This window comes from Dokdonia sp. Asnod3-C12, from assembly GCF_045063975.1.
Classification (GTDB): Bacteria; Bacteroidota; Bacteroidia; order Flavobacteriales; family Flavobacteriaceae; genus Dokdonia.
The window spans coordinates 2,184,621-2,208,380 of record NZ_JBEFNY010000003.1 but is presented as its reverse complement, the minus strand read 5'-3'; the positions used below and the strand labels follow the sequence as shown (position 1 = coordinate 2,208,380).

The 23,760-nt window shown below is 36.5% G+C and carries 20 protein-coding genes; 4 read left to right on the top strand and 16 right to left on the bottom strand.

Annotated elements, in window-relative coordinates; genetic code table 11:
• Positions 1-12: 12 nt before the first annotated feature.
• The 7 genes from ACJJVW_RS10035 to ACJJVW_RS10005 all read right to left on the bottom strand — a co-directional run bounded on the left by ACJJVW_RS10035 (position 13) and on the right by ACJJVW_RS10005 (position 7,199).
• Positions 13-1,230, bottom strand: a complete 1,218-nt coding sequence (locus ACJJVW_RS10035; protein WP_405253094.1) for a bifunctional folylpolyglutamate synthase/dihydrofolate synthase — start codon at positions 1,228-1,230, stop codon at positions 13-15.
• Positions 1,231-1,333: 103 nt separating this feature from the next.
• Entirely contained in the window at positions 1,334-2,167 is an 834-nt protein-coding gene (locus ACJJVW_RS10030) for an energy transducer TonB (RefSeq protein WP_405251641.1), read from the bottom strand.
• Between the two features lie 66 nt (positions 2,168-2,233).
• The gene (locus tag ACJJVW_RS10025; RefSeq protein ID WP_035334503.1) at positions 2,234-2,626 is read right to left on the bottom strand and encodes a biopolymer transporter ExbD; all 393 of its coding nucleotides are present in this window, start codon (positions 2,624-2,626) and stop codon (positions 2,234-2,236) included.
• 1 nt (position 2,627) lies between these two features.
• Complete coding sequence (locus ACJJVW_RS10020) at positions 2,628-3,332, bottom strand: MotA/TolQ/ExbB proton channel family protein (protein WP_035334504.1); 705 nt, start codon at positions 3,330-3,332, stop codon at positions 2,628-2,630.
• 59 nt (positions 3,333-3,391) lie between these two features.
• Entirely contained in the window at positions 3,392-4,795 is a 1,404-nt protein-coding gene (nhaD, locus tag ACJJVW_RS10015; protein ID WP_405251639.1) for a sodium:proton antiporter NhaD, read from the bottom strand.
• Positions 4,796-4,819: 24 nt separating this feature from the next.
• Positions 4,820-6,052 carry a Glu/Leu/Phe/Val dehydrogenase dimerization domain-containing protein gene (locus ACJJVW_RS10010; protein WP_298329817.1) on the bottom strand — a complete coding sequence of 411 codons (1,233 nt, stop codon included), beginning with the start codon at positions 6,050-6,052 and terminating at the stop codon, positions 4,820-4,822.
• Positions 6,053-6,116: 64 nt separating this feature from the next.
• The gene (locus ACJJVW_RS10005) at positions 6,117-7,199 is read right to left on the bottom strand and encodes an anhydro-N-acetylmuramic acid kinase (protein WP_405251637.1); all 1,083 of its coding nucleotides are present in this window, start codon (positions 7,197-7,199) and stop codon (positions 6,117-6,119) included.
• An 82-nt stretch (positions 7,200-7,281) separates the two neighbouring features.
• On the opposite strand from ACJJVW_RS10005, the gene ACJJVW_RS10000 reads away from it, so the two are divergent.
• Positions 7,282-8,424: an acyl-CoA dehydrogenase gene (locus ACJJVW_RS10000; protein WP_339848897.1), complete on the top strand. Its 1,143-nt coding sequence runs from the start codon at positions 7,282-7,284 to the stop codon at positions 8,422-8,424.
• A gap of 70 nt (positions 8,425-8,494) precedes the next feature.
• Here the strand turns inward: ACJJVW_RS10000 and ACJJVW_RS09995 are convergent, their stop codons facing one another.
• From ACJJVW_RS09995 to ACJJVW_RS09985, 3 genes are read right to left on the bottom strand one after another with little or no spacing between them, the layout of a single operon-like run.
• Positions 8,495-9,304, bottom strand: coding sequence for a DNA/RNA non-specific endonuclease (locus tag ACJJVW_RS09995; protein ID WP_405251635.1), 810 nt, complete (start codon positions 9,302-9,304; stop codon positions 8,495-8,497).
• 32 nt (positions 9,305-9,336) lie between these two features.
• Positions 9,337-10,128: a tetratricopeptide repeat protein gene (locus tag ACJJVW_RS09990; protein ID WP_405251633.1), complete on the bottom strand. Its 792-nt coding sequence runs from the start codon at positions 10,126-10,128 to the stop codon at positions 9,337-9,339.
• Positions 10,129-10,130: 2 nt separating this feature from the next.
• Positions 10,131-10,694, bottom strand: coding sequence for an RNA polymerase sigma factor (locus ACJJVW_RS09985; protein WP_298329827.1), 564 nt, complete (start codon positions 10,692-10,694; stop codon positions 10,131-10,133).
• Positions 10,695-10,775: 81 nt separating this feature from the next.
• Between ACJJVW_RS09985 and ACJJVW_RS09980 the strand changes: the two genes are divergently transcribed.
• Complete coding sequence (locus ACJJVW_RS09980) at positions 10,776-11,198, top strand: hypothetical protein (RefSeq protein WP_298329830.1); 423 nt, start codon at positions 10,776-10,778, stop codon at positions 11,196-11,198.
• A 123-nt stretch (positions 11,199-11,321) separates the two neighbouring features.
• Positions 11,322-13,934: a CHAT domain-containing protein gene (locus ACJJVW_RS09975; RefSeq protein WP_405251631.1), complete on the top strand. Its 2,613-nt coding sequence runs from the start codon at positions 11,322-11,324 to the stop codon at positions 13,932-13,934.
• On the opposite strand, the gene ACJJVW_RS09970 is transcribed toward ACJJVW_RS09975, so the two are convergent.
• From ACJJVW_RS09970 to ACJJVW_RS09945, 6 genes are all read right to left on the bottom strand, one after another.
• Complete coding sequence (locus tag ACJJVW_RS09970) at positions 13,931-15,217, bottom strand: HlyD family secretion protein (RefSeq protein WP_405251629.1); 1,287 nt, start codon at positions 15,215-15,217, stop codon at positions 13,931-13,933. The two genes, ACJJVW_RS09975 and ACJJVW_RS09970, sit on opposite strands and share 4 nt — an antisense overlap.
• A 1-nt stretch (position 15,218) precedes the next feature.
• Positions 15,219-17,417: a peptidase domain-containing ABC transporter gene (locus tag ACJJVW_RS09965; protein WP_405251626.1), complete on the bottom strand. Its 2,199-nt coding sequence runs from the start codon at positions 17,415-17,417 to the stop codon at positions 15,219-15,221.
• A gap of 68 nt (positions 17,418-17,485) precedes the next feature.
• Positions 17,486-17,719 carry a hypothetical protein gene (locus tag ACJJVW_RS09960; RefSeq protein ID WP_405251624.1) on the bottom strand — a complete coding sequence of 78 codons (234 nt, stop codon included), beginning with the start codon at positions 17,717-17,719 and terminating at the stop codon, positions 17,486-17,488.
• Positions 17,720-17,835: 116 nt separating this feature from the next.
• Positions 17,836-19,419 (bottom strand): vitamin K epoxide reductase family protein, encoded by a 1,584-nt coding sequence (locus ACJJVW_RS09955; RefSeq protein ID WP_405251621.1) that lies wholly within the window; start codon positions 19,417-19,419, stop codon positions 17,836-17,838.
• A gap of 69 nt (positions 19,420-19,488) precedes the next feature.
• On the bottom strand, positions 19,489-20,589 hold the full coding sequence (locus ACJJVW_RS09950; RefSeq protein ID WP_405251619.1) for an ABC transporter permease: 1,101 nt from the start codon (positions 20,587-20,589) through the stop codon (positions 19,489-19,491).
• A 3-nt stretch (positions 20,590-20,592) separates the two neighbouring features.
• On the bottom strand, positions 20,593-22,749 hold the full coding sequence (locus ACJJVW_RS09945) for a carboxy terminal-processing peptidase (protein ID WP_405251617.1): 2,157 nt from the start codon (positions 22,747-22,749) through the stop codon (positions 20,593-20,595).
• Between the two features lie 147 nt (positions 22,750-22,896).
• Here ACJJVW_RS09945 and surE point away from each other — a divergent pair, with 147 nt between their 5' ends.
• Positions 22,897-23,670 carry a 5'/3'-nucleotidase SurE gene (gene surE, locus ACJJVW_RS09940; protein WP_405251615.1) on the top strand — a complete coding sequence of 258 codons (774 nt, stop codon included), beginning with the start codon at positions 22,897-22,899 and terminating at the stop codon, positions 23,668-23,670.
• The last annotated feature ends 90 nt before the right edge of the window (positions 23,671-23,760 follow it).

Below are 23,760 nucleotides of genomic sequence, written 5' to 3'. Positions count from 1 at the left end.
TTTGAAGAAAAATTAAATAATTTCTGCTACCACAAAAGTACTACCGCCTATAAATATAAGATCACTTGCGCCAGCTGTCTTTTTTGCAGCACTAAAAGCTTCTTTTACACTAGGATACGCTTTTCCATTCAATCGGTGAGTCTCTGCAGTTTTTCTTAACAATTGCACCTCCATTCCTCTCGGTACATCCGGTTTGCAAAAATAATAAGTTGCATAACTTGGAAAAAGAGGCAAAATGCTTCCAAGATCCTTATCTGATACAACACCTAGTACAATATGTAATTTTTTATATTTCTCCTTACTTAGCTGTTCCATGACATAAGTCAGTCCCTCTTTATTGTGCCCCGTATCACAAATCACCTTTGGTAATTCTTGTAATATTTGCCATCGACCTAGAAGTCCTGTATTCTTAACTACATTTTTAAGTCCTTTTGCAATGTGCTGTATTCCTACATGGAAATCTGCACCTTGCAATACTGAAAATGCTACTTGAACGGTTCTAATATTGTGTTTCTGGTATGAACCTATCAAATCTGACTGCATTGACATTAAATCAAAATCGTAGGCTTTGTATAGTGTTGCGTTACGCTTTCGCGAAAGCGTACTAAAAACATCTTCTGTCTCCTCCTGATACTCTCCTATCACTACGGGAACACCTTCTTTTATAATTCCTGCTTTTTCGGTGGCAATAAGCGGTAATGTGTCGCCCAGAAATTGAGTATGATCAATGCCTATATTAGTAATAACAGACAATACTGGAGTTATAATGTTTGTTGCATCTAGCCTACCTCCTAAGCCAACTTCAATAATAGCAATATCTACTTTTTTTGATGCGAAATAAGAGAAAGCCATTCCTACCGTCATTTCAAAAAATGACAATTGGTGCTCCTCAAAGAAGGCTTTGTGCTTTTTTACAAACCCCATGACAAATTGCTTACTTGCCATCTCTCCGTTAATCTTAATGCGCTCTCTAAAGTCTTTGAGATGTGGAGACGTATATAAACCTACAGTGTATCCAGCTTCTTGCAACACAGACGCCATCATGTGACTTGTAGAACCCTTACCATTAGTTCCCGCTACATGAACAGCTTTAAACTGAGTGTGTGGATTGCCAAGGTATTCTGATAATAATTTAATATTATCCAAATCTGCCTTATAAGCAGCTGCTCCTTTGCGTTGATACATTGGTAATTGAGCAAATAGCCAATCTAAAGTTTCTTGGTAAGTGATAGTGCGTCGCTTTTAAGTGTATGTAAAGATAGGTAGATATTACCTAGATAATTGACGTGAAAACTGAGAGCATTATATATCGCTCCATTAATGAGAAAACCTATTAGTCTGAGAGACTAAAACGATATACTATTTTTCCTATTTGTTTTGACGGTGCGCCAGAGTCTGCATTGAACTTTGTTGCTAGCGCTGCGGCTTTTGCTGGCTCAAGAAGACAGCGTGTATTATTAGTAGTTCCACGTACTCCAGGAGTTGCCTTAATTACTTTTCCATTACGATCTACTTCGATACTCACAACTACAGTACCTGCTTCATTACACTCTTGCTGGCGCTTAGGCTTCCCAAGTGCTTTACGACCTCCTAGCTGGTAATTACCATCTCCATCAAGGCCTTTTCCAGTTCCATAGTAACTTGAGGCGTTTGGGTCTCCATTTGGATCACCTTTATCTCCCGCTTGATTATCATCACCTTCTCCTGCTTGTGAAGCTCCGTCGCTTTTTGGCCCGTTAATTAATGCATCTAAAGCACTCGTAGTAGATTTATCTGGTTTTGGATCTGGCTTTGCCTCCTCTACTGGTTGTTCAATAGGCTTTTCTTTTGGCTTTTCAACCTTAGGCGTAGGCTTCTCTTTTGGCTTTTCTTCAATAACGGGAGCATCTTCAATATCTTGAGTTACTACCTCATCCTTTATTTCCGGCTCTTGCACTGTAGGCTTAGGCTGTGGAGCAGTATTCTTAGGCGCAGAAGCCACCGGTTTTGTTGGTTGTACATTACCAGACCCTACCTCAGACGTACCAAAGTTTACAGCGATTCCTCCTTCTTCAGGTGGATCGAGGTATTTCATCCCCACTACAAACATGAGCAATAGTATGATAGCCATCACAATAGTGCTTATGGTAAAGGATTTACGTTTATGTATGGTATCTAAGAATGCCAAGTGATGAATAGAAAAAATTAAAAATTAAGCTTTCGCGAAAGCGTATAAAAAAGAAATATCAACTAATTAATTAGGACGTACCGCAAGGACAATTTTGTATTTATTGCGGTTTGCAATATCCATTATTTTAACGGCATTCTCGATAGGAACTCCCTCCTCTGCTCTTAAAATAATGGTAGGATCTTCTACTCCTACAAGTTGGCTTGTAATAAACCCTTCTATACTATTCTCAGTTACACGTTCTTTATTTACGTAGTAATCTAAGTCTTTAGTAATACTTACGGAGAGGTTCTGTTTGTTACTGGTTTTCCCTTTTGCTTTAGGCAAAATTAGGTCTAGAGCATCTGGCGTAATGGCAGGCGAGGTTAAGAGAAAGAATACAAGTAATAGAAAGACAATATCTGTCATACTACTCATACTAAACTCTGGACTCACTTTATTTCTTCCGCGCAGGTTCATATTAGCTTGGCTCGTTTAGAAGATCTAAGAAATCTACAGCATTTGCTTCCATAGAATGCACTACTTTATCTGTGCGCACTACTAAGTGATTATATCCCATGTAAGCAATAATACCTACAATAAGACCCGCTACAGTTGTGGTCATTGCTGTGTAGATACCTTCGGCTAGTGTTCCCATTTCTGCTTGTCCTGAGCTAGTAGCAAGTGTATGAAAAGCAAGTACCATCCCAATTACGGTTCCTAAAAACCCAATCATAGGTGCAGCTCCTGCTATGGTAGCAAGAACACTTACATTGCGTTCTAGCTTATACACCTCAAGTTTACCCTGATTCTCTATTGCTGTATTGATATCCTCTAGAGGGCTACCTATACGTGAGATTCCTTTTGCCGTAAGTCTTGAAACTGGAGAATTTGCCTGAGCGCAATATATTTTTGCTCCTTCTATATTCCCAGATTGTACATTATCGCGTATTTGATTCATAAAGTTGCTATCAACCTTAGACGCTGCTTTGATTGCAAATAAGCGTTCAAAATAAATATAAATAGCAACAAATAGCAGTACAAAAAGTACTGCTATTATGATGATTCCTGCTGTACCACCTGTGATAAGCAAGTCTATAATTGATAAAGTCTGCTCTACAGGCTCATCTGTTGTAAGAACGTCTGCTGCATCCTGAGCGCCGTCTTGTAATAAGATATTAATCATAAATTAGGTCGTTGTGACTTTAATATGAAACGATGGTTATGGTATTAAATTGTATGAGCTTAAGATCCCATTGTTCCTCCCGTAAGAAGAACAAAAGCAATTGCACCTGCAGCAAATCCAATAAATGCTAACCATGTTATTTTTTTAAGGTACCAGATAAAATCGATACGCTCCATTCCCATTGCTGCAACACCAGCCGCAGATCCTATAATAAGCATACTACCACCTGTTCCTGCAGAATATGCTATAAAGTGCCATAATAAACTATCTGTAGGCGCTTCATACATACCCATTGATGCTGCTACTAAAGGAACGTTATCAATAATTGCAGATAATATACCAAGGAGTACTACAACAACATCTTGATTAGGCACTGCTCCATTTAAGATTTCGGCTACGTAACGTAAAGTTCCCACTGGGTCCCCAGATTCTGATACTCCATATACTAAACTCTCTAGTCCAGCAACCGCCATTAAGATTCCTAAGAAAAACAGGATACTAGAAATCTCGATACGAGATAATGCTTTGTGAGCACTGTATAAGTGCTTACGCTCTTTTGTAAAATCTTCTTCTGGGTGAATATATTCTGATACTAACCATACTACTCCAAGTGCAAGCATCATTCCCATGTAAGGAGGAAGGTGTGTTATAGTCTTAAAAATAGGCACAGATACAATCATACCTAGACCTAAGAATAGCATGGTCTTACTACTAAGTAGTCTACCTGCTTCTTCGTCTTCTGTGGTGTCTACAATAATCTCCCCTTTAAATGCTGGTAAATAAGAAGCAATTATAAATGGAAGTACAAAACAAATCACAGAAGGAACAATTACAAACTTCACAAGTCCCATTGCAGTTACGTTATCTGCAATCCAAAGCATTGTCGTTGTAACATCTCCAATAGGTGACCATGCACCACCGGCATTTGCTGCAATTACCACCATTGCTGCAAACCATAAACGTTGCTCTCTATTTACAATAAGCTTACGTAATAAAGTAATAAGTACAATAGTTGCTGTAAGGTTGTCAATAATAGCAGAAAGTATGAAAGCTAGTATCCCTATAATCCACAATAATTTTTTCTTGCTCTTAGTACGCACAGCACCTTTAAGCACCTCAAAACCACGGTGTAAATCTATAATCTCCACAATAGTCATCGCTCCAATAAGGAAGATAAGTATCTCGGCCGTTTTACCTAAGTGGTGTAAGAGTGTGTTATCAAAACCGTGCTCTGCTTCGTGCAGTGCATCTCCTGTGAGCGCGGTGCCATTAGGGAAAATGCTATATGAATTTTCATACGTATCAATTACGTCAAACCAGCCTAAATGGAAACCTACCGCTAGGAAAGCCCATATAAGCGATGCCATAATTAAAGCAGGTACCGTTTTGTCTAATTTAAGAGGATGTTCAAGGGTTATAGAAAGATACCCAATGATAAAAATGAGAATAATTACTGATTCCATAAGTTGTCTGGTTAATTGTAAGTATTAAAGTAATTCTTTTAGTGCAATCTCAAAAGCAGTTTTGCTTATATTTTGCTTACTACTGTTGTTGTTATATGTATTTTCAATAGCGTTTCTAATGGTTTGAGATGTATCGTTAAAGATTGCATCATCTGTCATTTGCACGCGACGCTCCATAAAGTATGCAAATACACGAGCCATACCACAGTTTGAAATAAAATCTGGTATCAAACTCACTTTTGCATCTGTATGCTCCATTATAGGGCCAAAGAAAATTTCTTTATCTGCAAACGGCACGTTTGCACCACAAGAGATAACCTCAAGTCCAGTGCCTATCATGCTATTGATTTGATCTTCTGTAATAAGTCTAGACGCCGCACATGGAGCAAAAATCTCAGTCTCAAGATTCCATATTTGCTCATTCATATCTGCAAATGGAATTAATCCTTCTGCATTTGCGTTGAGTGTATTTCCAGTTTTATTGAGGTACATATCACGTATTTCTTCAAAAGAGAAACCGTCTTTGTTAATAAAACCTCCTACTATATCAATGATTCCTACCACCTTTGCTCCCATTTGAGCAAGGTAATAAGCTGCTGCTGCTCCTACATTTCCAAAACCTTGTACAACGGCTCTTTTTCCTTTTACATCACCGCCATAAATATCATAATAATGACGTACGGCTTCTGCAACTCCATATCCAGTAATCATATCTGCAACCGTATACTTACGTGTTACGTCTGGAGAGTAAACTGGATTTTCAATCACTTTAATCACACCTTGACGTAATTGCCCGATGCGGTTAATTTTATCTGCCTCTGTAGGTTGGAAGTGACCTGTAAAGACTCCTTCTTGAGGATGCCATACTCCACTTTCTTCGGTAATTGGGATTACTTCATGTATTTCATCTACATTAAGATCGCCTCCTGTACCGTAATAACTTTTTAGTAATGGTGACACTGCTTTATACCAGCGCTCTAAAACTCCTTTCTTACGTGGATCTTTAGGATCAAAATTGATTCCAGATTTCGCTCCACCTATAGCAGGTCCCGAGACGGTAAACTTCACTTCCATTGTTTTGGCAAGTGACAATACTTCATTCATATCCAGACCCGTACGCATACGTGTTCCTCCACCCGCAGCACCGCCACGTAGTGAATTGATAACAACCCAGCCTTCTGCTTCTGTTTCTGGGTCATTCCAATGGAAAACTATTTCTGGTAATTTATCTTCGTAACGCTGTAAAAGAGCTCTCATACTTTCTATTTGGTAAGCCCAAATATACAATTTAGAAACACCTTGTAGAAGAAGTGTTAATAATTTAAGATTGATATAACATTCCGCTTGCGTGATCCTGCCTTGCACCCGTCACACTTGCTAGACAGTTCGGGAGGTTTTCAAGTTTTAACACTCCTAATAATGCAAAAATAAGCGCTTCTTTAAATTCAACCAGCTTACCATCTGGCACTATGAGTTTTACGCTTTCGCGAAAGCGGACACGTTCCAATAAATAAGTGTTATAAGCACCTCCACCAGTAACGAGTACAGTAGCGCCTTCTTTAAACTGCGCCGCAAGCTGAATAGCAATATGCTCTGTAAATGTAGCCAGCACATCTACTGGAGAAAGTTGAACAGCCTCAATAAGTGAAAAAATATGCGCGTGTACCCATTCTATCCCAAGAGATTTTGGAGCTGGTAGCGCATAAAATGGAAGTTTATTGAGTTTTTCTAGAAGAGGTTGATTTATTTTTCCTGCTTTCGCGAAAGCGCCACCATCATCATACTCCTTACCTAATTCTTGTGCATATTTATTGAGCACTACGTTTACAGGAGAGATATCATACGCAATTCTCACACCATTTTCATCTTTAGAAACATTTGCAAAACCACCAAGATTTAGGCAATAATCATAATTGCCAAATAATAGTTGGTCGCCAATAGGCACCAATGGCGCTCCCTGACCACCCATTTCTACATCTTGCACCCTAAAATCACAAACCACGCGGTGGTTAATTAATGAGGCAATTTCTGGCAGGTTTCCTATTTGCAAAGTAACTCCCTGATCCGGCTGATGGAGCACCGTATGTCCATGAGAACAGACAACATCGATATCCGTAAGGCCATTAGTGGTAATAAAATTCGTAATCACTTGCGCTAGGTGGGCGGTATAATCTACATTAAGAGCATCTAGCTCTTCTCTACTAAGCAAATGAGCCGTAGAAAGTATTTCTTTCCACTTTTTAGGATAGGGAATGGTTTCTGCAACGATGATATAACTGGTAAATAATGGATATATCGAGTCATCTTTTGATGGAGAAACACCAATTTTTGCATAGGCACAGTCAATACCATCTAAGCTTGTGCCGCTCATCACTCCTATAACGTTATAGTTTTTTTGTCCCATTGGTCTAAATCTATTGAGAAAAAGGCAAGAAACAAGTATCTTTGTATAGATTTTTTAGATAATTCTTAATAATTCAAACACGATGGATTTTAGCTTAACAGAAGAACATATAATGATACGCGATGCGGCTCGCGATTTTGCCCGTACAGAATTACTTCCTGGCGTTATTGAACGTGATAACATCCAGCAGTTTCCTGATGAACTCGTTAAAAAAATGGGTGACTTAGGTTTTATGGGTATTATGACAGATCCCAAATATGGTGGAGCTGGTATGGATGCTACTTCTTACGTACTTGTTATGGAGGAATTATCTAAAATTGACGCCTCTGCCTCTGTTATAGTTTCTGTAAACAACTCTTTAGTTTGTTACGGTCTTGAAGCTTATGCTAGCGAAGAGCAAAAACAAAAATACTTAACTAAACTTGCTACTGGTGAGATGGTAGGTGCTTTTTGTCTTTCTGAACCAGAAGCTGGATCTGATGCAACATCACAAGCCACTACAGCAATAGATAAAGGAGACCACTACGTAATTAACGGTACAAAAAACTGGATCACTAATGGTGGTCGCGCAGATGTTTACTTAGTAATTGCACAAACGGATAGAGAAAAAGGTCACCGAGGAATCAATGCTTTTATCGTAGAGAAAGGCATGGAAGGTTTTGAAGTAGGACCTAAAGAAGATAAATTAGGAATACGCGGTAGTGATACACACACACTACAGTTTAACGACGTGAAAGTTCCTAAAGAAAATAGAATAGGAGAAGATGGTTTTGGATTTAAATTTGCGATGAAAACTCTTTCTGGTGGACGTATCGGTATTGCTGCACAAGCATTAGGTATTGCATCTGGAGCTTATGAGCTTGCTCTTAAATACTCTAAGGAACGTAAAGCCTTTGGCACAGAAATCTGTAATCACCAGGCTATCGCTTTTAAACTAGCAGATATGTATGTGGAGATTGAAGCTGCACGTCACCTAGTGATGAAAGCTGCATGGGATAAAGATCAAGGGAACAACTACGATATGTCTAGTGCAATGGCTAAGCTTTATGCTTCAAAAGTAGCGATGGAACAATCTGTAGAAGCTGTACAAATACACGGTGGTAACGGATTTGTAAAAGAATACCATGTAGAGCGCCTTATGCGTGATGCTAAGATTACTCAGATTTACGAAGGAACAAGTGAGATCCAAAAAATCGTAATCTCAAGAGGAGTTATCAAAGGATAAAATCTTCCAATATAGATCAACAAAAAATGCGGCAATTGCCGCATTTTTTATTTTATATAATATCACTTTACTATCTAAGCTTCCAGCCACTAGTGCTTGTACTCGCTTCAAGTCTATCCTCTACTCCATCCTCAAGCTCAGGAAAGAAATTAATACCTGTGAGTTGCTCAATCTGATCTACAGAGGTTACAAATGTTTTTAATGACTTCTTTGATGCCGAGTGGTTCATTAAGAAAGCAATCATTTTTACATCACCTCCTGATTGATCATAGACGATTTTATAAAACGATTCTGGAACAGTCACTTCTTCTGTTCCTATAGCTCCCATTTTATCTTTCAGAATCCCTCCGGTTACCACATAGACACCGTCATACTTTTTTGCCCAATAGCGTACTTGCTGCTCTAGTTCGTTCCATATACCTGCATTAAAATCATGTCGCTGCGGACTTATATTACTTGTCAAGAACGTCTCGTCATAAGCCGCCTTGCTAAACTCTCTATCTCCAGCCGGACACAGGTGCCCTCTATCATAGCCAGATTTCTTATAATTACGCCAGTGAGCAGACTTTGTTCCCACCTTAGGATCTACTTCAAAGTAAGGGCGTTTAAAATCGGCATTTACGATGTGCTCTTTTTTAAGCTCATAAGCCACCCACTCTGCTTGTTCATCTTTCTCGCTATAACTAAGGGAGTAATAATTATGATGTACAATCTGCCCCGTAGTTGACGTAGGCAAAAAGTAAGTGTTAGTAGTAGATTTAGGCTGCTTTCCTTCCTCCACAACTGGCGCATCAATAGCTTGATGAGCATAATTTTCAAATATGTACCACCCTAGTGTAAATAACAGTACTAGTAACGGATAGGTGTATTTTCTTTTCATTCTTATTAGTATAGAACTACAAAGTAATGGATTTACAATTTATCAAGTAGAGCAATAGCTTCTGAATATTTATAATGTGAGGGATTTGAAGCAATATCTCTAAGTAATAATTCCACGTTATTCTCATCTTCAAATTTTAAATACACTAAGGCCTCAAACCAAGTTGCTTTTTCTGCATCAAGAGAATCGCTATTTTTCAGTTTTTCCAACTGCTTTATAGCTTCAGATAGCTGACCTTTCTCTGAATAGATAAGTCCTTTATAAATGTAGCTAAGGGGGTCTACATGCTCAGAAGTGTTTATGTAGGCATTCAAGTTTTCAAGAGCAATATCTATGTCACCAGCTTTAAAACTTTTTTCTATCTGAGAAAGCAAATTCACATCTACAGAACGCGTTGTAAATGAAGGAAGATCATTCTCACTATAAAAAGCAGTATACAAATCGAGATTACTTTTCTTAGAGTAAAAAAAATAAATTCCCATACATAGCATTATAATAGCTGCCGTACTCGTTATGAAATAAGCAATCCTACTACTTCTATTTTTTGAAAAATTCTTGGCTTTGTAAAGACTATTAACTTCTTCAATACGTTCTCGGATTTCTTTTTCCGATAATAGTGAAACGTTTGTATTTAAGTCAATGTCTTGAGATTTTGAGTTATCGTAGAATTTATCATTAAGATAGAGATTAATATCTTCTATTAACAACACTTCTTCATACAAGGTTATATCTGCACTCATTTTATTTTCAAATGCAAGTTCCTGTTCTGGAGTCATCATTCCCCCTAAGTATTGTTCTATTTCAGGCTCTAGATTTTCTTCCATTACTAACTTAAATTTTTAAATCTCACATCATTCTTAATAAGATCTTTGAGTCTCTTCTTACACTTAAACATACGCTGAAAAGCTACATTCTCTGATGAGTAATTAAATTTCCTTACAATCTCATCATAAGATACCTTTTGGAAATAATCTTTTAAGAGTTCTCTGCAGTTTTCTGAAAGTTCTTGAATTTTTTCTTCAAACAAATTCCAACGTTCTTCATTCTCATACGACTCTGCAATTGTATCTTCTTCTCTGGTTAGTGCTATAACTTCATCGTTTCTTACCCATCTTTTTTTCGAATTAAGCGCTTTGCGCCAAAGATTTTTACAAATAGTAAAGAAGTAAGCCTCAAATGAAGATTTAATTTCTATATCACTATTTCTCAGTTTAATAGTGAGCTGATATAAAGCTTCTTGAAATATTTCTTCACATTCTTCTTGCGAGCCATTATTTTTTAAAATGAAATACCTTACTTTAGAAAAAATTCTGTCATAGATACTAAGAATAACAGATTGATCTCCAGACAAAAGGCCGTCTAAATATTCTTGATTAGAAAGGAGTGACATAAATATTCTAAGAAGTTTCGGGTAAGATTTTAGTTAACAAGGAACTTATTTACATAATTAAACAAATAATAAATTATGAACATGAAAACTTTTATTATCACCACAACGATTATGATTACTTTTTTATTAAGGCCAATTTCACTTATCAAAAATCACACGGAGCCCAAAATCACTGGAAATGTATTTACTACAAACACCTTCTATGATTGTAATTCTGGAAATTTTGGGGTAACAGTTACTTGGAATCCATTTTTGAAAGAATTCCAAAAAACAAGTATACGTAATAGTTACATACAATATGGTTTAAATACTAATATGATTCCAGTAAGTATATCAAATCCAAATATTGAGTATTGGAATTTTAACTTAGACAACATGAGTCCCGGCATGATTCCGCCAGGAACTCAGTGTAAGACGACAGTAATTATTGTCAAATTAGAAGAAGACAAAGAAGATGGAGATATTGAAGAGGTGGAATATGATTCTAGTAAAGGTGACCATTAAAAATCACTGTATTTGAAATATTTATTTACTCTTTTTTGTCTGTTAACACTACAAGTTAGCTCTCAAAATTTCGCAGTTTACAAACAAATTATTGGCACTAATAAATCTATTGACATTAAAATAATGTCAATAGATTCATTAGTACAGATTGAATCAAAAAATAAAGAAAGTTCAGATTATTTTAGAATATCAGATTCTTTTGTGGTTTGGCTCTACAGGAAAAACAGATTAGAAAAAAGCTTATCAACTCTTTTAAAATTAATCGAAAACACTCCGCCTTCTGATAAAAGAGTACTCGAACAAAGACGATTTCAAAGCAGTACGATTTACAGGAGATCAGGAAATTATAATGCAAGTATTCTTACGCTGAAATCTATTATAAAAGAAAAAAATTATGACGGCTATTACTTAAAAGCACTATATCGGATTGCTGATGATTATAATGAAATAGGAGACTACCAAACTTCTATGATATATTATAACCTTTCAGAAATAGAGTTACATAACATTTGTGACTATGATAAATTAATAAAAAATACTATTTACTCTACTTATACTTATAATAAAATTAGCGGAGAAACTGCAAGATCAGAAATTGAACGTAAACTTCTCATAGCCGATTCTTTATCAATACACTACACACCTTCTACCAGGAATTTATATAGACTAAATTTAGTTCTTGGTAACTTTTACACCGCTTACGAAAACCGAAATATTCAGAAAGGTGAACCTTATTTATTAAAAGCAATTGATTTAGCAAAAAAAATAAAAGATTCTAGTTTTATTGCCCAAGCTTATATGAGTTATGGTACAATTTTAGACATTGAGTCACCAGAAAAAAGTATTCATAACCTCGAGGAAGCTCTAAAATACGTAGACCAAAATGACTACAATCAACGCAGTGTTATTTACGCAAATCTTGGTCTCAACCAAGCTAGGTTAGGGAATTATGACCAATCTATTAAATCACAAGTTAAAGCAATAGAATTGGCTTTAAATGAAAGTCTTCAATATTTAGATAATAAAGAAATTTACAACTTACTTTCTATTGAAAAATCTACTTTTAATTTGAAGACCACCCTCTCTAATCTAGCAGAAACATACTATTTGAGATATTTAAAGAGTAAAAACAAAATAGATTTAAATACCTCTATTCAGTTCTTCAAATACTCAGATCGCATTATTGACAACTATTTTAATAGTGATGTAAGTATACAATCAAAACTTTTATGGAGAGAACAAGCAGCACTAATTTATAGCAGAGCCATACGATCTTGCTTTACAGCAAATGATCTAGAAAGCGCTTTTTTATTTATGGAGAAAAGTAAAGCTTTGCTTCTTTATGAAGAAAGAGCAAATTTAAAGGAATTACAATCTTCAAATATTCCAGATTTTATTTTAAAAAAGCGAAGACTATGGAAATCACAGATCAACCGTTTGGAACGATCTACAGCTATACAAATAGACTCCTTAAAAAAAACGATTGTATTGCAAGACAGCCTAGACTGGATTCATAAAGAGATTATTAAAAGCAATCTATATCCAAAGGATAGTCTGACTACTAATTTTTCATTTTATACGATTGCAGGAACACAAAAATCATTAAATAAGGATGAAGCAATACTAACTTATCATATTTCGGCAGATAATGGTTTTGGTCTAGCGCCAAATACAGAAACGGGGTATGGTATCCTTATCATGAGTAAAGAAAAACTCATCTTTGAAATTAATGACCTTAGTATTTTAAAGGATTTATCTAATAGCTTCTTGAAGAAATTAAGAGTCAAACAACAAACAACAATCGATTTCAAAGAATTTCAAAACGTATCAATATCACTTTATGATAAAATTATTCCTGAGCAAATAAGAACTCACCTAAAGGATAAACATCTTACCATCATTCCAGACAGATACTTGAACACGCTACCCTTTGAGGCTCTAGTGACGAGTCCGGTAGAGCAACCAGTGCAGTATCTCATAGAAGATAACGAGATTCATTACTTATTTAGTGTAGCTTTTAACAAACTGAATAGAGAAAAAGCCCATACTCCTACAACGACAGATAATCTTAACGCGTTTGCTCCCGTACGATTTCAAAATATGCCATCACTTGAAAATTCTGAACGTGAAATTGAAATGATTGACAATCATATAAATAGCACATTGTTTTCAGGAACTAATGCATCTACTACAAATTTCATAAACACTGTTGACAAATCAAAAATACTACACCTAGCTACACACGCGAGTTCAGACAATGATGATCCTTGGATACAGTTTTCTGATGATAAGATTTATCTTGACCAATTAAGTGCACTCCCTAATAATGCATCATTAGTAGTATTAAGCGCTTGTGAGACTACTACTGGAGAGATTGCTGCTGGAGAAGGCATTTTAAGTCTTGCCAGAGGATTCTTTCATGGAGGAACGCAAGGGACACTATCCTCTTTATGGAAAGTAGATGACAAAGCAACCTACCAATTAATGGATGCCTTTTATGAACATCTAAGTAAGGGAAAAACAAAATCTTCGGCATTGCGAGAGGCAAAATTAACATACCTAGCTACCCACTCTGGATCAGAACTTTCTCCCTATTACTGGTCCTCATTTATATTAACTGGAGCTATTGATCCTGTGCCATTAAGCAACAATAACTGGAGATATTATGTGCTATGTAGTATTATAATTACAGTAGTTATAAGTGTTATGCTTTCGCGAAAGCGCAACAAAAATTAACCTTGAAAGATTCCACGTATTTGATAAAAAAAACGCTCTAATAGCCTTAGATCTTTTGTTATCACCGCTGCAGTCCCTCTCATCTCACTTTGGAATGGAATTTCTTTCCCATACGTAGTTATAAGCTTTTCTTCTAAGATAACATCTACAAGGTAATTACCTTCTCTATCTGTAACTGCAGAGATTTTATCAACAGAACTAGTTAACTTCCCATATTCATTCTCTGGAAATTTCTCAAGTTCCAAGAACACCTTTTGACCAATGGCGAGCTTCCCTGAATTGAGTGCTGGGATCTTCAGCTTAGCAATATGCCTTTTATTATCACTCGGAATTATAGTAAAAATCAAATCGTCTGGTCGCACCTGTTGATTAATACTCCAGAAATCTAAAAAAGATACAGTACCTTCTATTTCTGATCTCAACACATAGGTGGACTCCCAATCGTAAATCGCTTTCTTAAGTTGATTAAATGATTGAATAGTGCTTCTTAACAGTCTTATATCTTCACCCGATTGGTTTGTTTTTTCTATCTCAAAACTACTAATAGTGGTTGATTGCGTTTCTCGCAATTGTGAGATACTATTTCTTAAAGCATTATAATTCCGCTTAGACTGGAGGTACACAAGTTCCTTTTGTTCAAATTCTTGTAATGAAATAACTCCTTTATTAAAAAGGTCTTTATGACGCTTGTAATCTGATTCTTGGTACCTTAATTCCTTTTTCTGAATAGATTGTTGCGTATATAAATTTGACAATCTAGATCTAATTTCTACTTGAGTTAATCGCTGGTTTACTTGTTTATTACTAAATGGCTTGAGTGTACGATTACGATCATAAGCAATATAATTATTTTCAAAAGTGGCATATCTACCATCTACTTCTCCCAAGAACAGCAATGGAATCTCATTAATGGGAAAATCAAAACGCTCCTTTGTAAATGACAGTGTATCGATAATACTTTTTATGTATAAGATATCTTGATAATTTGCTGTATTTTCAATTACGGCGAGGTCTTGAGACTGAGTTACAGTATCTGCATTTGAAACTAATATGTGTTTGAGCTTACCGCCTACTTGTGCATATTCCTTTTGTGGTGGCATTTCTGTAGTTACTAATACGCCAGCTTCTATAACATCTGGATACTTGATTACCCAACTCAGCACAAAAAATAAAAGTAATACTATTAACATAAGCGTATTACCCCATCTGATCATCCAGTTAGGTACTGCTGTCAAGATATCTTGAACCGCTTCACTTCGTATGTTTGATTGTATCTCTGGCATCTTAACTTCCTAGTTCAAGTTGGTTTTTTACTAAATGAAAATAGTTTGCTCGCTGGTTTACTAGCTCCTGGTGTGTACCTTGTTCTACAATTTTTCCTTGATCTAGTACCAGTATTTGATCTGCATTCTTTACCGTACTCAATCTATGAGCAATCACCACGGCCGTTTTCCCTTTTAAAAAAGTATTGAGGTTCTCCATTATTACTTTTTCATTATTTGCATCTAAGGCGGAGGTTGCCTCGTCAAAGAAGAGATAATCTGGATCTTTATATATTGCCCGCGCAATAAGTAAACGTTGCTTCTGTCCTGTGCTTAAACCTACACCTTCCATCCCTATTTTAGTATTTAAGCCAAGAGGGAGCCCATTAATATAATCTTGAATATTTGCTAGATGAATGGCTTTTTTTAATTTCTCACGATCTATTTGATCTTCTCCTACTGCGATATTATGAGCTATCGTATCATTAAAAATATATCCTTCTTGCATCACTACTCCACAGTGAGATCTCCACGTTCTATTTGCCACATCTTGTAGGCTATGTGATCCTAAATGAATCGTTCCCGCAATAGGGTCATAGAACTTCAATAGAAGTTTCATTAAAGTAGTTTTACCACTCCCACTTGTTCCTACAATTGCTGTCGTTTTATTAGCAGGTATTGTTAAGGTAAGCCCCTTAAGAACAAGTTCAGATGTCCCAACATACCTAAAATCTACAGTGTCTAAATCAAATCCAGACGTCCCTGTTAGGTTTGTAATTTGATTAACAGATATCTTATCCTCTTCTTCTTTGTTATGAATCTCTGCTAGTCTATCTATAGAAATTCTCGCATCTTGTACCTGGCGTATAAAATTTATAAACTGCTGTATAGGGCTATTAAGTTGTCCTACTATGTAAGTAATGGCTAGCATCATTCCTAGCGTGATATCACCCTTTATCACTAAGGTAGCAGAAAAGACCGTGATCAATATATTTTTAAGCTCATTAATAAGTCCGGAACCTACACTTTGATATTGTTCTAAGGCTAGATTTTTTATGGACACATTAAATAATTTTGCCTGTACGTGCTCCCATTGCCAGCGTTTTTGCTTTTCTGCATTGTGGAGTTTAATCTCTTGCATTCCATTGATGAGCTCAATCACCTTGCTTTGCTCTGCACTTACGTGTGAAAATCTTTTGTAATCTAACTCTTTTCTCTTTTTAAGAAAGACTAATATCCACCCAAAATAGAATACACTGCCTACTAAGAAAATTCCAAATATCTGACCACTATAATATGCAAGCACAAAACTGAACACGATAAAGTTAATTGCAGAAAATAGCACGTTTAGGGATGAAGTAGTGAGTAAGCTCTCAATACGCTGGTGATCATTAATACGCTGCATAATGTCTCCAGTCATTTTTGTGTCAAAAAATGCGATAGGAAGATTCATTAATTTAATAAAGAAATCTGATATTAAGGAGATATTGATACGCGTACTTAGATGAAGGAGTATCCAACTTCGTATAATCTCAATGCTACTTCTCCCAATAAATAGGGCTACTTGTGCAAATAGAATAAGATACACGAAATTAATATCTTGATTTTGTATCCCTACATCTACAATACTCTGGGTAAGAAATGGGACTACGAGCTGCAGCAAACTTCCTGCACCTAATCCAATGATGAGTTGAACTATAAATTTTTTATATCTAATGAGGTATTGAAAAAGAAATGCAAATCCAAACTTCTTTTTCTCCTCTTCTAGATCTTCGCTTTGGTATTCTTTTATTTTTGGAGTGGGTTCTATAAGTAAAGCAATTCCTTCTACATCTTTTTGCTTTGCGTTTACCCCAATCCAACGCTCTAGAAACTCTGATTCGTTGTATGTGATTAGACCGTGTGCAGGATCTGAAACATAGTATTTGTCCTTTTTAATTTTATAAAGAACTACGTAGTGATCATTGTTCCAGTGCAAAATACTAGGCAGATCAGCTTTTTTTAGAACTTCTACATTGAGTTTTACCCCTAAGGTTCTAAATCCAATATGTTCAGCAGTATTACTAATATTTAATAATGAGCTTCCCTCGCGTGTGGTCTCGCTAAGACCTCGCAACTCTCCAATAGAAAATTGATAACCGTAGTGTTTTGCGATAATACGCAAGCACGTAGGGCCGCAATCTTTTGTGTCTGGTTGTTTGTAAAAAGGGAATTTCGACATTTTTTTAAACGAGATAGATTAAAAACAGGTCATTTTTGGAAATGACCTGTTTAATTATAATGATATTATTATTTCATTATTGGTGGTCTACCCCCATCTCCTGGTCCTATTGGCCCAGTACCACCACCTCCTCCAGTAGGGTTCTCTTCGAAGCAAACACCTACCGACCAGTAACCGCCTACGGTGATACACGCTATTTCATTTGTAATATGGATATAAACTTCAACACCTCCATTAATCTCTTTCTGCTCATTCTTGGTTAAGCCTTGAGCGCCTTCTAAATTTAGAATTGATTTTAACATACTATAAAATTTAATAATTAATTTACCGTGAACATTTTGAGACACTCACAGTGTGTGTCTATTCTTGCAAGAATGTTTTGAGAGTCCAGTGACCGCTGGGCTCTTTTTTATTTTAATTATACAGAAACCGTGACTGGCTCCTCTTCTTTTTGCTCCTTTAAGTAATTTATAAATAGGGGGACATCCTCATACCTGTAGTGTTTCCTAGACAACTTAGAGCCATTAATAAGTGTTTCTGGAGTATAATTTATACCATTCAAGCTTATTAGCCTGCGATGCTCATTAAGAATACTTTCAAATGAATGTAACATCGAGTTACTTTCTCCATGAGTCGCTTTCCATAGATCTAAATCTTTAATAGAAAACCAATCCTTAAGAGCCTCAAAAGCTTTAGAGCGATCTTTTTTATAGAATTCTATAATTCTTTTTGAAATGATTGTACTTGGATTAGTGCTATCATCAGGTGTACTGAATATAAATTGCACTCCAATATCCTCAGGAAATTGCGACAATAAGGTATCATAGGCTTCAAACGCCTCAGTACAAAAACCACATAGAAGATTTGTATATGCCGTAAGCTGCAATATGCCCTCCCTATTACCAAAAAAGATTTGAGAATCCTCTTTCAATACCTCGAGACCTTCAATTTTATTCTCTTTAATAATAGCGTCTAAAACTGACACATCACGCTTAAGGATTAAATAGTCTTTTTGAACTTCACTAAGTAACTTCTTACTTTCAAGTATTGGCTTTACCCCAAGCCAAGCCATACTGACTAATGTGGTTAAGAGTAACCCACTAACCGTGTACGATAAGGAAAAATCCCATCCTGAAAATGAAATACCCAAAACTGTAAATTGTAATAGTAATACCGCAGCTATGCCTAAGCAAAGCAAACACCAACTTTTTAAAACTACCGCTTGTGTATATAGGGTATATATGATTATTGGTAAGGACAAAAAGGCGATCACAAAAAATGCACTAGTACTTACCCCTAAGATTGCACTACTAACTGTAATACTTAAAAAGTACATTAATGATAAATCGCCTAGTCCTAAACCTCTATAAAATTTTCCTTTTGTACTATTTATAACAGTACCACACCCCTTTACATCAGAGGTAATTGCACCGCAAACTTTTGCGACAATTGGATTTCCCGCACCTTCTACCTCCTTAACAACTAAGTAGCTAATTCCAAGACCGCAAAGGCTTAACGCTATATAGATATTAGATACTAGACTAACTTCTTGAAAACTATAAATTCCCAAAATAAGAAGTATAAATAATACTACATAGAGCCTTTCTCTTGGCACATGATATTGATTTTTTGAAGATATATTTTCAGGAACTTCAATCGCTATGATAGTCCCCGTCCATAAATTTTTAAATTCATCAACCTTAAATTTCTTTGTTTTTCCTGAATCAAAGGTTATATGAATTTTTGATCTTTCTTGATGTACTAGTACTAGTTCATTATTACCTTCTAAATGAATGAGTGCCAAGAATGATGAGGGAAGTTGAGTTAATGCATCATGGGGGACATTTGCAGCAACATTTTCAATACCAAAATAATCAAGAGAATCGGTTATAGATTTAAGACTTGGGTAATCTGTGTGCGATAATAATTGTAAATGTAGATCTTGCTTATTAACACTGGTAATTGCAGCTTTTTTCAGGAGTTTCAAGAGAAGATCAGTCATACTTTTATCATTGGATATACAAGTATGTTATTCAATAATGAAAATCTTACCCCAAAAAAAATAAAAATTTTAACTTTTCACATCCAGCGCATCTCTTAGCGCATTCCCCACGAGCATAAAAGCCATAACGAGTAGCATGATTGCTACACCGGGAATGAGTGCAAGATAAGGTTTCCCTAGAATGATGTAGCTATAGTGGTCTTTAATCATCGCTCCCCAGCTAGGCGTAGGCGGTTGAGCACCTATCCCGAGGAAGCTCAAACCGCTTTCTATTAAGATGGCTCCAGCAAAATTTGCTGCAGAGATCACGATAAGTGGCGCGATCACATTAGGCAATATATGCTTGATGATGATTCGTCCATCTGTATAACCTAGCGCTCTCGCTGCGGTTACATATTGCATTTGTTTTACTCCCATTACTTGACCTCGTACTACACGGGCTACCTCAACCCACATGGTTAAGCCTACAGCAATAAAAACCTGCCAATACCCCTTTCCTAAAGCTAGGGTTATAGCAATTACAAGTAATAATGTAGGTATAGACCAGGTCACGTTAATCACCCACATGATTGCAGCATCAATCTTTCCTCCAAAATACCCTGCAAGTGACCCCATAAGTAAGCCTATGAGAAGCGAAATAAATACAGCAACAAATCCTATAGAGAAGGAAATACGCGCACCTATAAGCATACGACTTAGTAAGTCCCGACCATACTTATCTGTACCTAACAAAAATGTACGTGAGGAGATATTCGCTTTCGCGAAAGCGTTATAATCCTTAATACCATCTACTTCCAGCGTTTTAGGCATTCCTTCTACTCCATCGCCTACATACTGGATGTAAGAAATACTACTTTCTGAAATGGTATACGAAGTAACAGGAATCTCTGTACTCGCATTCTTACTGCCAGAAAACCATTTTGAAAAGAAACTTTGACTTGCATCAACCTGAGCGGGTATGGTGAGTATATCTACCGTAAATCCTGGGCCTTGAGAGTGAATAGAGAGGTGCATTTGATTTGCGTTCTCACTACTATCTGGTGCGATCACATAGGCAAACAATGCTGCAAGACCACACAACACAATATATAGTAAACTCAAAACGCCCCAAAAATTCTTTTTGAATTTTTGGAGCGCTAAGCCTGTTAAAGAATTTGCTCGTTGCGACATTAATTAATCTTTTATCGCAGCAAGTTTATCTTTTCTTATATTATTTATTTTGAGATCCTTAAGCACATTTAATGCCTCTTCTACATAAGCATCTTTGGCTAAATTCTTGTGCCAGCGATCACGCTTTTCCTTTAAAATAGTATCACTTTCAAAAAGCTTCTGCTCATAAGGAAGTGACTTGTATGATAGCTTCGTATCATAATCATCTATCGCATCAAATTTCTTTGCAAACTCCTCACTTTGCGCGAGACGCTCCTTGTATTTTGAATAATTAAGTGACCATTGTTGATCATCTCTACGATCTTTAATCCACTTAGCATAATCATCTACTAGTTGTAAATGCTCGCTTTTAGACATACGTTGTACACTGTTTTCGATAGTTTCATCAAAATCTACATAACCATCCCACACGTCATAACTTGCAGCTTTTATTTTATCCCAAGGAAGCGGGTTTTCTTGATCACGCTCTCCTATGTCGATATACTTAAAACGATCCGGAACCACTACATCACTCTTCACTCCTTCTAGCTGAGTAGACCCACCATTTACACGGTAGAATTTCTGCGTAGTCAACTTAAGAGCTCCAAGATCTCCATAAGGGTTTTTACGTAAGTACTGGTTAAGGTCTGCAACATTTTGCACAGTTCCCTTCCCGTATGTTTGTTTACCTCCTATGATGATTGCTCGTTTATAATCTTGCATTGCTGCTGCGAGAATCTCACTTGCAGAAGCAGATATTTCATTTACAAGAATCACAAGTGGTCCATCCCATAAAATAGAAGAATCTGCATCTTCAAGTACTTCTGGCTCATCGCCACTAGAAGCTACTTGCACAATAGGTCCATCTTTAATAAATAATCCAGCAATGTCTACTACTGTTTTTAGAGATCCTCCTCCGTTATTTCTAAGGTCGATAACTAGACCTTCCATTCCTTCTTCTTTAAGACGCTCTATTTCTTTCTTTACATCACTTGCAGCGTTCTTCTCTTTGTAATCATCCATCGTAAAGTAAAACTTAGGAAGATTTACAATACCATACTTTTTACCATCTTTTTCAACCTCGGCAGATTTTGCATAGGTTTCTTCGAGCTCAACAATATCTCTTTCTATAGTAATATTCTGCGTGCTTCCGTCTAGTTTTGTTTTTACAGTAAGAATCACCTTAGTTCCTTTAGGCCCCTTGATATATTCTATTGCATCTTGTAAACGCATCCCCACAATGCTAATAGCATCTTTCTCGTCTTCTTGACGCACTTTCATAATAACATCACCCTCGCGCAGCTCATCACCTCTCCATGCTGGACCTCCAGAAATAACATCTGTAATTTTTATCTCTCCGTTTTTCTTTTGAAGTCTCGCACCTATTCCTTGAAACTGACCACTCATTTGAGTATCAAAACGATCTTTTGCTACAGGAGCAAAGTAATATGTGTGAGGATCAAATTCCTCCACTACTGCGTTCAAGAATATTGCAAAGTAATCTTGACGTTCTAGTTCATCTGTAAATTCAAAAAACTCCTTTGTATTATCCTTTACTTCATTTCTAGCCTTTAGCTCTAATGCTTCGTCACTAAGAATCTCCTTTGGCTCATCTGCAGCAACCTCTTCTTCACCTTCTTCAGGTGTTTTTTCTTGCTCTTCCTTTTTGTCAAAATAAGAACTCAATGCATTGAGTTTTAATTGCTGTCTCCAGCGATTTTTAAGCTCTTTCTTATTTTTTGCAAAGGGTTGCTTTTCATAATCTGTATCTAAGATTTCATCTTCGGTAAAGTCAAATGGCTTTTCTAGCAAGTCTGCTTGAATCTCATTTGCTTCCTTCGTACGCTCCATAAGACGTGAGTAAGTAAGATCAAAGAACGTCAAGTCCTTATCTCTAATAGCATCATCTATTTTATCCTTATACTTCTCAAATTCCTCAATATCTTTTTTGTAAAAGAAACGGCGATATGGATCTAATGCATCTATGTAATCATCAAACACCGCTGCAGAGAATTCGTCATTAATATCTTTTGCATCATAATGACCTCTCTCAAGTAAATAAGAAATAAGATCAAGTAATGTCTTATCCTTATCTGGATCATCAAATGACTTTGTAGTAAAGCTGCAACTCGCTACCGAGAAGAGGAGTACTACTGCGATTAATTTTAAATTCCTTTTCATAAAATCTTTTATTTGCATGTAACTAGCAATGTACATTAAAAATTGTGCCACGATAAGATTAACCTTCGTAATCTTTTGTTAAACCCGACTGTCGCTCGAATTGAAGTACAATTTACGTATTTTCGTGCTTAGTTTACAACTCCTCTTATGAACAATAAACCATTAATACTTGTTACCAACGATGACGGTATTACCGCTCCCGGAATACGCAACCTTATAGATGTAATGATTACCATAGGTGATGTTATTGTTGTAGCGCCAGATAGCCCGCAGAGTGGCATGGGACACGCCATTACCATAAACGATACACTTTACTGTGACCCTGTAAAACTCGATTCTGCGGCGACACATAAAGAATACACATGCTCTGGAACTCCAGCAGATTGTGTAAAACTTGCAAACCAGCAGATTGTACCTCGCAGGCCAGACATCTGTGTGAGCGGCATAAATCACGGCAGCAACTCCAGCATCAATGTAATTTATAGTGGTACGATGAGCGCAGCAGTAGAAGCTGGTGTAGAAGGCATCCCAGCAATAGGATTTTCACTATTAGACTACAGTCACGATGCCGATTTTGAGCCTGCAAAAAAATATGTGGAGCGTATAACTCGCCAAGTATTAAAAAATGGACTTCCTAAGGGAATTGTTTTAAATGTAAATATCCCAAAACTACCAGCAGCCGAAATTAAAGGTACTAAGGTATGCCGTCAAGCAAAAGCGCAATGGGTAGAAGATTTTGACAAGCGCACTAACCCTATGGGCAGAGATTACTACTGGCTCACTGGTGAGTTTGTAAATCAAGACAAGGGAGAAGACACTGATGAGTGGGCACTATCTCAAGGATATGTATCTGTTGTGCCAGTGCAATTTGACCTCACGGCGCATCACTTTTTACAAGAATTAAATGAGTGGGAAGACTAGTCTAAAGTTTACAAAGCAATCGTAACTTTGAAACGCATCAATATCTTTCTATAGCTTGAGGTTGAGAATTCCGCTTTCGCGAAAATTTTA

Bases quoted from the DNA above. Each gene is read 5' to 3' on its own strand.
- ACJJVW_RS10005 (WP_405251637.1), bottom strand. From the start codon at position 7,199: ATGGGACAAAAAAACTATAACGTTATAGGAGTGATGAGCGGCACAAGC.
- ACJJVW_RS09965 (WP_405251626.1), bottom strand. From the start codon at position 17,417: ATGTCGAAATTCCCTTTTTACAAACAACCAGACACAAAAGATTGCGGC.
- ACJJVW_RS09955 (WP_405251621.1), bottom strand. From the start codon at position 19,419: ATGACTGATCTTCTCTTGAAACTCCTGAAAAAAGCTGCAATTACCAGT.
- ACJJVW_RS09960 (WP_405251624.1), bottom strand. From the start codon at position 17,719: ATGTTAAAATCAATTCTAAATTTAGAAGGCGCTCAAGGCTTAACCAAG.
- nhaD (WP_405251639.1), bottom strand. From the start codon at position 4,795: ATGGAATCAGTAATTATTCTCATTTTTATCATTGGGTATCTTTCTATA.
- surE (WP_405251615.1), top strand. From the start codon at position 22,897: ATGAACAATAAACCATTAATACTTGTTACCAACGATGACGGTATTACC.
- ACJJVW_RS10010 (WP_298329817.1), bottom strand. From the start codon at position 6,052: ATGAGAGCTCTTTTACAGCGTTACGAAGATAAATTACCAGAAATAGTT.
- ACJJVW_RS09985 (WP_298329827.1), bottom strand. From the start codon at position 10,694: ATGTCACTCCTTTCTAATCAAGAATATTTAGACGGCCTTTTGTCTGGA.
- ACJJVW_RS09975 (WP_405251631.1), top strand. From the start codon at position 11,322: ATGTCAATAGATTCATTAGTACAGATTGAATCAAAAAATAAAGAAAGT.
- ACJJVW_RS09950 (WP_405251619.1), bottom strand. From the start codon at position 20,589: ATGTCGCAACGAGCAAATTCTTTAACAGGCTTAGCGCTCCAAAAATTC.
- ACJJVW_RS09980 (WP_298329830.1), top strand. From the start codon at position 10,776: ATGAAAACTTTTATTATCACCACAACGATTATGATTACTTTTTTATTA.
- ACJJVW_RS09970 (WP_405251629.1), bottom strand. From the start codon at position 15,217: ATGCCAGAGATACAATCAAACATACGAAGTGAAGCGGTTCAAGATATC.
- ACJJVW_RS09995 (WP_405251635.1), bottom strand. From the start codon at position 9,304: ATGAAAAGAAAATACACCTATCCGTTACTAGTACTGTTATTTACACTA.
- ACJJVW_RS09945 (WP_405251617.1), bottom strand. From the start codon at position 22,749: ATGAAAAGGAATTTAAAATTAATCGCAGTAGTACTCCTCTTCTCGGTA.
- ACJJVW_RS10000 (WP_339848897.1), top strand. From the start codon at position 7,282: ATGGATTTTAGCTTAACAGAAGAACATATAATGATACGCGATGCGGCT.
- ACJJVW_RS09990 (WP_405251633.1), bottom strand. From the start codon at position 10,128: ATGGAAGAAAATCTAGAGCCTGAAATAGAACAATACTTAGGGGGAATG.
- ACJJVW_RS10020 (WP_035334504.1), bottom strand. From the start codon at position 3,332: ATGATTAATATCTTATTACAAGACGGCGCTCAGGATGCAGCAGACGTT.
- ACJJVW_RS10025 (WP_035334503.1), bottom strand. From the start codon at position 2,626: ATGAACCTGCGCGGAAGAAATAAAGTGAGTCCAGAGTTTAGTATGAGT.